This is a genomic window from Sphingomonas bacterium, from assembly GCF_903643035.1.
Classification (GTDB): Bacteria; Pseudomonadota; Alphaproteobacteria; order Sphingomonadales; family Sphingomonadaceae; genus Sphingomonas.
On the sequence record NZ_CAHJWW010000087.1, the window covers coordinates 1 to 10,187 of the forward strand.

At 70.6% G+C, this 10,187-nt stretch carries 10 protein-coding genes and 1 pseudogene; 5 read left to right on the forward strand and 6 right to left on the reverse strand.

The features are described from left to right. From HUV01_RS15465 to mltG, 3 genes and pseudogenes are all read left to right on the forward strand, one after another. Positions 1 to 74, forward strand: a pseudogene (locus tag HUV01_RS15465) (acyl carrier protein); the annotation flags it as partial. 118 nt (positions 75 to 192) lie between these two features. Then, a complete protein-coding gene (gene fabF, locus HUV01_RS07360) occupies positions 193 to 1,452 on the forward strand; it encodes a beta-ketoacyl-ACP synthase II (RefSeq protein WP_174297651.1) in 1,260 nt (419 codons plus the stop codon). Between the two features lie 4 nt (positions 1,453 to 1,456). Continuing rightward, positions 1,457 to 2,440: an endolytic transglycosylase MltG gene (mltG, locus tag HUV01_RS07365; protein ID WP_174297652.1), complete on the forward strand. Its 984-nt coding sequence runs from the start codon at positions 1,457 to 1,459 to the stop codon at positions 2,438 to 2,440. Between the two features lie 47 nt (positions 2,441 to 2,487). Here mltG and glk read toward each other — a convergent pair whose 3' ends face one another. From glk to HUV01_RS07395, 6 genes are all read right to left on the reverse strand, one after another. Further along, positions 2,488 to 3,453 (reverse strand): glucokinase, encoded by a 966-nt coding sequence (gene glk / locus HUV01_RS07370; protein WP_174297653.1) that lies wholly within the window; start codon positions 3,451 to 3,453, stop codon positions 2,488 to 2,490. Positions 3,454 to 3,479: 26 nt separating this feature from the next. Next, complete coding sequence (gene pgl, locus HUV01_RS07375) at positions 3,480 to 4,184, reverse strand: 6-phosphogluconolactonase (protein ID WP_174297654.1); 705 nt, start codon at positions 4,182 to 4,184, stop codon at positions 3,480 to 3,482. A gap of 92 nt (positions 4,185 to 4,276) precedes the next feature. Continuing rightward, a complete protein-coding gene (gene zwf / locus HUV01_RS07380) occupies positions 4,277 to 5,713 on the reverse strand; it encodes a glucose-6-phosphate dehydrogenase (RefSeq protein ID WP_174297659.1) in 1,437 nt (478 codons plus the stop codon). A gap of 50 nt (positions 5,714 to 5,763) precedes the next feature. Then, positions 5,764 to 6,711: an N-acetyl-gamma-glutamyl-phosphate reductase gene (gene argC, locus HUV01_RS07385; protein ID WP_174297655.1), complete on the reverse strand. Its 948-nt coding sequence runs from the start codon at positions 6,709 to 6,711 to the stop codon at positions 5,764 to 5,766. Further along, a complete protein-coding gene (locus tag HUV01_RS14925; protein WP_217430945.1) occupies positions 6,708 to 6,896 on the reverse strand; it encodes a hypothetical protein in 189 nt (62 codons plus the stop codon). Before HUV01_RS14925 ends, argC begins: the two co-directional genes overlap by 4 nt. Before the next feature lie 154 nt (positions 6,897 to 7,050). Next, positions 7,051 to 7,452 carry a MarR family transcriptional regulator gene (locus HUV01_RS07395; protein WP_438827157.1) on the reverse strand — a complete coding sequence of 134 codons (402 nt, stop codon included), beginning with the start codon at positions 7,450 to 7,452 and terminating at the stop codon, positions 7,051 to 7,053. 220 nt (positions 7,453 to 7,672) lie between these two features. Between HUV01_RS07395 and secG the strand changes: the two genes are divergently transcribed. Continuing rightward, complete coding sequence (gene secG, locus HUV01_RS07400) at positions 7,673 to 8,125, forward strand: preprotein translocase subunit SecG (RefSeq protein WP_174297657.1); 453 nt, start codon at positions 7,673 to 7,675, stop codon at positions 8,123 to 8,125. Between the two features lie 85 nt (positions 8,126 to 8,210). Next, positions 8,211 to 9,863 (forward strand): CTP synthase, encoded by a 1,653-nt coding sequence (locus HUV01_RS07405; RefSeq protein ID WP_174297658.1) that lies wholly within the window; start codon positions 8,211 to 8,213, stop codon positions 9,861 to 9,863. The last annotated feature ends 324 nt before the right edge of the window (positions 9,864 to 10,187 follow it).

The following is a 10,187-nucleotide window of genomic DNA, read 5'->3' on the forward strand; positions in this document are numbered from 1 at the left end:
TCCCCGACGACGCCGCCGAGAAGATCACCACCGTCAAGGACGCGATCACCTATATCGACGAGCACAAGTCGTAAGGCTTGGCGATATCCGACAGGGCCGGGACGTCAGCGGCTCTCCGTCCCGGTCGCGGGCGGGGGGCCGTTCCGGTTTGAACGCGAAGGTCCCGCGTGGACACGGGGACGGGAGAAGAAGATGCGCCGCGTCGTCATCACCGGGCTGGGGCTCGTCACGCCGCTGGGCGGCGATGTCGAGACGAGCTGGGCCAATCTGATCGCCTCGCGCTCGGGCGCGGGACCGATCACCCATTTCGACGCTGGCAACCAGAAGTGCCGAATCGCCTGCGAGGTCAAGCCGGTCGGCCACCCCTGGGCGTTCGACCCAAATCTGCGCGTCGACCACAAGGTCCAGCGTCAGGTCGACCCGTTCATCATCTTCGGCATCGACGCCGCCGGCCAGGCGCTGGAGGACGCGGGGCTGACCGGCATGGGCGAGTCCGAACGGATGCGCGCGGGCTGTTCGATCGGCGCGGGCATCGGCGGCCTGCCGGGCATCGCGAGCGAGTCGCTCGTGTGCGAGAACAAGGGACCCGCCCGCGTCTCGCCGCATTTCGTCCACGGCCGGCTCATCAACCTGACATCGGGGCAGGTGTCGATCAAATACGGGCTGATGGGTCCGAACCACGCGGTCGTCACCGCCTGTTCGACCGGCGCCCACTCGATCGGCGACGCCGCGCGGATGATCGCCATGGACGATGCCGACGTGATGCTGGCCGGCGGCTCCGAGGGTGCGATCTGCCCGCTCGGCATCGCCGGCTTCGCACAGGCGCGCGCGCTGTCGATGGGCTTCAACGACACGCCCGAAAAGGCCAGCCGCCCCTACGACCGCGACCGCGACGGCTTCGTGATGGGCGAGGGCGCGGGCGTCGTCTGCCTGGAGGAGTATGAGCGCGCCAGGGCGCGCGGCGCGACGATCTATGCCGAGGTGATCGGCTATGGGCTGTCGGGCGACGCATACCACGTCACCGCGCCCCACCCCGAAGGGTCGGGGGCGTATCGGGCGATGGCCATGGCGATGCGCAAGTCCGGCCTCGCGCTCGACGACATCGACTATATCAACGCCCATGGCACCTCGACGCCGCTCGGCGACGAGCTGGAGCTGGGCGCGGTCCGGCGGTTGTTCGGTGACGCGATGGCCGGCGCGTCGATGAGCTCCACCAAGTCCGCGATCGGGCATCTACTGGGCGGCGCGGGCGCGGTCGAGAGCATCTTCTGCGTGCTGGCGATGCGCGACGGGATCGTGCCGCCGACGCTCAACCTCGACAATCCGAGCGAGAACTGCGCCGGCGTCGACCTGGTCCCGCACGTCGCCAGGAAACGGTCGGTGAAGGCGGTGCTGAACAACAGCTTCGGGTTCGGCGGCACCAACGCCTCGCTGGTGATGCGAGCGGTCTGAGGGGATGGCGAGGGGGTCGATCGGGCGGACCGGCCGGCTGGGGCTCGTCGCCGCGCTCGCGCTCGTGGTGCTGCTGTTCTGGGTGGTCCACGGCTGGGGCGGCCCGGGTCCCGCGACCCGCAACCTGACGGTCGACATCCCGCGCGGCGCGACGCTGGCGAGTGCGGCGGGCGAGCTCGAAAAGGCCGGCGCGATCTCCTCGGGCTATCGCTTCCGGCTCTATGCGCGGCTGTTCGGGACGCGCGAGCCGATCCGCGCCGGCGAATACCGCGTGCCCGCGCACCTGAGCCAGGCCGACATCCTCAAGCTGTTGCAGGGCGGTCGCACGATCCAGCGGTTCGTCACCATCCCCGAAGGGCTGCCGTCGGTGATGGCCCGCGACGTGCTGATCGCCTCGTCCGAGCTCAAGGGAGCGGTCCCCGTCCCCGCCGAGGGGAGCCTGTTGCCCGACAGCTACGGCTATTCGCGCGGCGAGACGCGCGCGTCGGTCGTCGCGCGGATGCAGGCGGCGATGACCCGCTATCTCGCCGGCGCCTGGTCGCGGCGAAAGCCGGGCCTGGCGGTCGCGACCCCGCGCCAGGCGCTGATCCTCGCCGCGATCGTGGAGAAGGAGACGGGCAAGCCCGCCGAGCGGCGGATGGTGGCGGCGGTCTATGCCAACCGGCTGAGGCGCGGGATACCGCTCCAGGCGGACCCGACCTTCATCTATCCGATCACGCGGGGACGTCCGCTGGGGCGACGGCCGCTATTGTCGGAGGTCCACGCCAAGAGCGACTACAACACCTACGAGATGGTCGGATTGCCCGCCGGCCCGATCTGCAACCCGGGCCGCGCGTCGATCGACGCGGTGCTCGATCCCGCGCGATCGACCGCGCTGTATTTCGTCGCGGACGGCACGGGCGGCCATGCGTTCGCGGACACGCTGGAACAGCACCAGGCGAACGTCAGGCGCTGGTACGCGATCCGGCACGCGCGCGGAGAGATGTAGGCGGGTCGCGCCTGCGAAGCGGCTTCGCGCATCGCGGGCGGGACGCTTCACCCATGGATCTGCGCGAACGCCGCCGCCGCGCCGAACAGGCCGGGCTCGGCCAGGGTGATGACCTTCACGGGGAGCGAGGCCATCATCTGCTGGAACCGGCCCTTCGCCGCGAACCGGTCGGCGAAGCCGGACAGCGGCAGCCGTTGCTTCAGGCGATAGCCCAGCCCGCCCGCGATCACCACGGCCCTTGCCCCCTGCGCCAGCGCGAGGTCGCCCGCTACCGACCCCAGCGCCAGGCAGAAGCGGTCGAGCGCCGCCAGCGCCAGGCTGTCGCCCCCGTCGAGCGCGGCGGACCAGATGTCCTTGTCGGTCAGTTCGGGTTTCGCGCGGTTTTCGAGCGCCGCCAGCGATTCGTAGATGCCGATGATGCCCGGACCCGCGCAGACCCGTTCGGCCGACACGCGGTTGAACACCTTCCGCAGCCGCGCGACCAGCGTGTCCTCGATGGGATCGTGGGGCGCGAAGTCGATGTGCCCGCCCTCCGTCTCGACGACGTGATAGCCGCTCGCGGTGCGCAGCAGCTGCGCGACGCCGAGCCCGGTGCCCGGCCCGCAGATCGTTATCACGCCCAGGTCCGGCAACGGCACGTCCGGCCCGCACAGATGCTCGAAATCGTCCGCCCGCGCCTGTGCGACCGCGTGGCCTACCGCGCCGAAGTCGTTGATGAGGACATGGTCGTCGATCGACAGCCGTTCGCACAGGGTCGCCGGCTGGATCACCCAGGGGTTGTTGGTCAGCTTGATGATCTCGCCGCCCACCGGCGAGGCGACCGCGATCGCCGCCGCGCGTGGCAGCGGCCGGCCGATCATGTCGCCATACGCCTCCCAGGCGGTCTGGAGGCTCGCATGGTCCGCGGTCTTCAGCACCCGCTGGTCGGCCAGCCCCGCCACGCGGCCCCCGTCGATGGTCGCGATCGCGAATCGCGCATGCGTTCCCCCGATATCGGCCGCGACGAGGTCCATGTGCCGTCCTGTCCTGTTCTATCGGGTCACGGTGCCCAGTGAACGTCGACCGGCAGCTCCGCTTCCGCCAGCACGCGGCCGATCGGATAGGCCGACGACGGCCCCTGGTCGATCGCGCGTTCCAGCACCTGCCGCTTGTCCGCGCCGGTGATCGCGATCGTGATCGCCCGCGCCGAGACGATCGACGCGCGGCTGAGCGTGACGCGCGGCACCGGCGCGTCGCTGGGCAGCGGATCGGGCATCACGCCCAGCGCACGCCGCTCGCGCGGGCCGGACAGCGCCTCGTCCAGGTCGGGGCCGGGGAAGATCGAGGCGGTATGCCCGTCGCCGCCCATCCCCAGCAGGACGAGGTCGAGCGGCCAGTGCAGGTCCTTCAGCCGCGCGTCCGCCGCGCGGCCGGCGGCGCGATAGTCGGCGGCCTTCTCGCTGACCAGCGGGATGACGCGCGCGCCGGTCGGGATGAACGCCCTGCCCAGCATGGTGACGTTGGACAGCGGATCGCCGAGCGCGACGATGCGATCGTCGCCGGGGATGATCGTCACCTTCTTCCAGTCGAGCTTCGCCCTGGCGAGCTTGGCGTAGACCGGCTCGGGCGTCTTGCCCCCGGCCAGCGCCAGCACCGCCGATCCGCGCGCGTCGAGCGCGCTCTCGATCACGAACTGGACATCGCCCGCGATCGCATCCGCCATCTCGGCGACATCGTCATATTCCCACCATTCGATTTCGGTCATGCTTGATCCTCGATGTCCTTCCACGGCCCGCCGCCCGTGTCGTCCCGGCCCGCGCGGGGACCCCACGCTTGCACGGCGTCATGGCCGCAAGGCTAGTCGTCCTGCCACGTCACCCCGTCCCGCTCGGTCAGCGCGACCGCGCTGGACGGTCCCCAGCTGCCCGAGGGATAGCTCTTGGGCCTCGTCCCGTTCGCCGCCCAGCCGGAGCGGATCGCGTCGATGAACCGCCATTGCGCCTCCACCTCGTCGCGCCGCACGAACAGCGTCTGGTCGCCCTCGATCAGGTCGAGCAGCAGCCGTTCGTAGGCGATCCGCCGCCGTTGCTTGAACTCCTTGTCGAGGCTCAGGTCCAGCGGCACCTCGCGCAGGCGGATGCCGTCGCGGTCGAGCCCGGGCTCCTTGGCCATCACCAGCAGCTGGACATACTCCTCCGGTTGCAGGCGGATGACCATCACGTTGTTCTGGAGCTGGCCGCCACGCGAGGCGAACATCGAATGCGGCACCGGCTTGAACTGGATCGCGATCTCCGACCGGCGGGCCGCCATCCGCTTGCCGGTGCGCAGGTAGAAGGGCACGCCCTGCCAGCGCCAGTTGTCGATGTGCGCCTTCACCGCCACGAACGTCTCGGTGCCCGACGGCTGCTCCAGCTCGTCCGCATAGCTCTTGACGAACTCGCCGCCGATCGCGCCCGGGCCGTACTGGCCGGTGACGGTGCAGGTCTGCACGCTTTCGGGCGTGATCGGGCGCAACGAGCGCAGCACCTTCACCTTCTCGTCGCGGATCGCGGTACCGTCGAAATGCGTCGGCGGCTCCATCGCGATCAGCGCGAGCAACTGGAGCATGTGGTTCTGCACCATGTCGCGCAACGCGCCGGTGCCGTCGTAATAGCCGGCGCGGCTCTCCAGCCCCACCGTCTCGGCGATGGTGATCTGGACGTTGTCGATGCCGCTCGCGTTCCACACCGGCTCGAACAGCACGTTGCCGAAGCGCAGCGCCATGATGTTCTGGACCGTCTCCTTGCCCAGGTAATGGTCGAAGCGGAACGTCCGGTCCTCGGGAAAGGCGGCCGCGACCGCGTCGTTGATCTCCTCGCTGGAGGGCAGGTCGTGCCCCAGCGGCTTTTCCAGGCCGACCCGCACCGTGTCGCCGCCGAGCCCCGCCGCCTTCAGGCCGGTGACGACCGCCTCGAACAGCGACGGCGCCGTCGACAGGAACACCGCGAGGCCGCCGGCGACGTCGCCGATCTTGTCCGCCAGCGCCTGGAAGCTCGAATGGTCGCCGACGTCGAGCGGGACATAGCCGATCCGCGCGAGGAAGGCCTCGATCGTGGCGGCGTCCTTGCGGTCGCCGGGCAGGAACCTGTCCAGCGCGCCGCGCGCGAACTCGCGGAAGCCGTCGTCGTCATAGTCGCTTCGCGAGGTGCCGATGATCGTCAGCGCGTCGGGCAGCAGCCCGTCGGCATGGAGGTTGCACAGCGACGGCAGCAGCATGCGCTGCGACAGGTCGCCGGTGGCGCCGAACAGCAGCATCTTGGCGACGGGCTGGCGAAGGGTGTCGGCGGCCAATGGGTTTCTCCGGTTCAGAGGGTTGGTGGCGGATCGGCGGACCGCGCCTGGCACGCAAGCCCCGCCATGGGATCCAGCCCGGCCATGATGTTGAGGTTCTGCACCGCCGCCCCGGCCGCGCCCTTGCCGAGGTTGTCGAGCGTGGCGACGAGACGGACCTGCCCCTCCACCGGGTCGGCGAAGGCGTGGAGCGTCATCCGGTCGGTGCCCGCGTCGTCCTCGATCCGGACGAAGCCGACCTCGTCGTGCGACACCCGGACCAGCGGGCAGTCCGCGAACGCCGCGTCCAGCGCGTCCGCTATCCGGCTTGGCGGCATGTCGGGGCGCAGCCGCGACCACGGCAGCGGCACTTCCAGGATCATCCCGCGATAGGTGTTGGCGACGGACGGCAGGAAGATCGGTGCGACCGCCAGGCCGGCGCGAAGCGTCATCTCCGCCACATGCTTGTGGCGCAGTCCCAGCGCATAGGCGCGGTGCGCGGAGGCGCCGCCATCGCGGAACTCCGCGATCATCGCCTTGCCGCCGCCCGAATAGCCGGACGTGCCGTGAACGACGAGCGGCCAGTCGGCGGGCACCAACCCGGCGCGCACCAGCGGAGCGAGCAGCGCCAGGAAGCCGGTCGGATAGCATCCCGGGTTCGACACGCGCATGGCGCCCGCCACGTCGAAGCCGAGCTCGGGGAAGCCATAGGTCCAGCCGTCGGCCACCCGATGCGCGCTCGATGCGTCGATGATGCGGGTGCGCGGATTGTCGACGAGCGCCACCGCCTCGCGCGCCGCGTCGTCGGGCAGGCACAGGATCACCACGTCCGCGTCGTTCAGCGCGGCCCGCCGGGCGGCGGCGTCCCGGCGCCGGTCCTCGGGCAGGAGGAGCAGGTCGACGTCGCCGCGACTCGCCAGCCGCTCGCGTATCTCCAGGCCAGTCGTGCCCGCGGCGCCGTCGATGAAGACGCCGACGCTCATTCGTCCGGTTCCAGCGCGTCGCGCTCGACATAGCCGACGATGCCCGTGGCGCTGCCAGGGGCAATGCCGACGTCGTCGTCGTCGTCGGGGGCGATGCCCCAGGCGAGATCTCCCGTCACGTCGAGCATGTCGAAACGGTCCCCCGCCGCGAGGGTCGCGACGACCGCGGCGCCCCCGCGCGTCATCGTCAGCCGGGCCGTCCGCGCCGCGCGGCACGGAACCGCCGCCGCGAAATGCGGCGCGAAGACCCGCCCCGCGAGCCGGATGTCGGCAAGGTCGGGGCGAACGGCATGGGTTCGCGGATCGAGCCGGACGGAAGGGCCGGTAAGCGCAAAGCCGCTACGCGCCCGCGCGTTCCAGGCCGACCCGATTGATGCCTGCGTGACCGGCGGCTGGCTGGTCGGCGGCGTGCTGGTCGGCGGCGATCTGGTCGGCGGTGGGGGCGTCATGGTCTGCGTCGCCGATGAATTGCCCGAACTCCTCAAGAAAAACCGCCCCCTCGGATGTCCGCGCGATGAAGATGTTGCGCTTGTCGCTGTCGTCGCGCTGGCGGCGCAGATAGCCGAGCGTGCCCAGCCTGTTCAAGGCGCGTGTCACCACCGGCTTGGACACGTTGAGCAACCGCGCCATCCCGCGGACCGTGTGCGGCCCGGGATTGAGGTAGACGATGAGCAGCAACGCCATCTGGCGGTTCGTCAGGTCCGGTTCCCCCGACCTCACATAGTCCACCAGCGTCGCCATCCAGCTCTTCAGTTCGGGTTCCGCGAGACTTGCCAACAGAGGGCCTTCCACGTCGCCGGGACGTTTCGTCGTGTCCCGGGAGGCTGAACGTCCGCGCATCCCGCTGGTTGCCCGCCGCCTCCGATTGTTGCGGGCGGGCAGGCGGGGGAGGGGCGGCTCCGGTTGATCGGGCGGGCGGGCTCGCCTATGCCGGCCGTCCCGCCACCGGTCCGGAACCTTCATGTTCACCTTCCTGCTCGTCGTCCACGCCATCATCGCCGCCTCGCTGGTGACGGTGATCCTGCTGCAGAAGTCGGAAGGCGGCGGACTGGGCATGGGCGGCAGCCCGTCGGGCCTGATGAGCGCGCGCGGCGCGGCCGATTTCCTGACCCGCGCCACCACCGTCCTTGCGACCGCGTTCGTCGGCTTCTCCATCCTGCTGGCGGTGCTCGCGTCGAGCCGGCACGCCGCCGGGCCGATCGACACCTCGCTTGCCAGGCGTCCGGCGGCGCCGGTCGCGACCCAGCCGGCGACGCCGGTCACGACCCAGCCGGCGCAGCCGGTCACGACCCAGCCGCAGCCCGCGGAGCCTACCGCGCCCTTTTCCGCCAACGCGAACATCGCGGCCCCGTCCGCCACCCCGCAGGACGGCGGGCGCCAGGGCAACGGCTCGGACGTCCCGCTCGCCCACTGATTCCCCCCGTTCGTCGCTTCCATCGGGGGCCGATGCACGTCGGCGCTTGTCGCCACGCGTTCCGAAAGGCTAGTCCTCCCTTCCCATGACCCGGTTCATCTTCATCACCGGCGGCGTGGTCTCCTCGCTCGGCAAGGGCCTCATGGCGGCGAGCCTGGCCGCGCTGCTCCAGGCGCGCGGCTATCGCGTGCGCATCCGCAAGTTCGACCCCTATCTCAACGTCGACCCCGGCACGATGAGCCCGTACCAGCATGGCGAGGTCTACGTCACCGACGACGGCGCGGAGACGGACCTCGACCTTGGCCATTACGAGCGGTTCACCGGCGTCGCGAGCCGCCAGTCGGACAACGTCACGTCCGGGCGCATCTACAAGACGATCATCGAGCGGGAGCGGCGCGGCGACTATCTGGGCGCCACCGTCCAGGTGATCCCGCACGTGACGGACGCGATCAAGGCGTTCGCGAAGGCGGAGACGACCGACAGGGACGGGACCGACCTCGACTTCGTGCTGTGCGAGATCGGCGGCACGGTCGGCGACATCGAGTCGCTGCCCTTCATCGAGGCGATCCGCCAGCTGCGCAACGAGCTTGGCCGCGGCCGGACGGTCAGCGTCCATGTGACGCTGGTCCCCTACATCACCGCCGCGGGCGAGCTGAAGACCAAGCCGACGCAGCATTCGGTGCGCGAGATCGCGTCGCTGGGCGTCGCGCCGGACGTGCTGGTGTGCCGCTGCGAACATCCGCTGCCACCCGCGGAGCGCGCGAAGATCGCGCAGTTCTGCAACGTGCCCACCAGCGCCGTCATCCCCGCGCTCGACGCCCGGAGCATCTACGCCGTACCGCTGCAATACCATGCCGAGGGGCTGGACGAGGAGGTGCTGCGCGCGTTCGGGATCGAGCCCGGGGCGGCGCCCGACCTGACCCGCTGGACCAGGATCGTCGACCGGCTGACCAGCCCGGAGGGCGAGGTGACGGTCGGCGTGGTCGGCAAGTACGTCGGCCTGCAGGATGCGTACAAGTCGCTCGGCGAGGCGCTCGTCCACGGCGGCATCGCCAACCGGGTCAAGGTCAACATCCACTGGATCGACGCGGAGCTGTTCGAGCGCGACGATCCTGCCGAAATCGCCGCGCGGCTGGAGCCGTGCCACGCGATCCTGGTCCCCGGCGCGTTCGGGGAGCGCGGCGCGGAGGGCAAGATCGCCGCCGTCCGCTTCGCCCGCGTCCGCGAGATCCCGTATTTCGGCATCTGCTTCGGCATGCAGATGGCGTGCATCGAGGGTGCGCGCGAGCTGGCCGGCAGCGCCGCCGCCTCCTCGACCGAGTTCGGTCCCACCGACGAGCCGGTCGTGGGCCTCATTTCCGAGTGGATGAGCGCGAGCGGCATCGAGCGGCGCGAGGCGGAGGGGGACCTTGGCGGCACGATGCGGCTGGGCGCCTATCCCGCGACGCTCGACGGCAATTCGGTGGTCGCGTCCATCTATGGCGCCACGCACATCAGCGAGCGCCACCGCCACCGCTACGAGGTCAACACCGGCTATCGCGCGGCGCTGGAGGCGGGCGGGCTGGTATTCTCGGGCATGAGCCCCGACGGCATGCTGCCCGAGATCGTCGAGCGCCCGGACCATCCGTGGTTCGTCGGCGTCCAGTTCCACCCGGAACTCAAGAGCAAGCCGTTCGACCCGCATCCGCTGTTCGCGAGCTTCATCGCCGCGGCGGTGCGGCAGAGCCGCCTGGTATAGCCGGCCATCCGGCCGGCCGACCACTTGCCGCCCATGCCGAACCTGTCCGGTACGCGGGTTCCGGGATCGAGCCCGACGTTCAGCACCGCCCGCGCGGGCGGCAGGCTGAAAGCTGGACTTCACGCCGGCCAACAAGCGCCTGCTTCCAATCACCCCCCGGCCGGTAGACTTTGACGGTCGAACAGGGGGCAGCATGACGTTATCGACGGCGATTCTTCTCGCGGCGCAGGTCGCGACCCAGGCGACGCCGGCCGACCAGACGGCGGGTCCCGCCTCGGGTCCGGTCGCGCCGGCGGGGCAGTCCACCGCGCCCGACGCGACCGG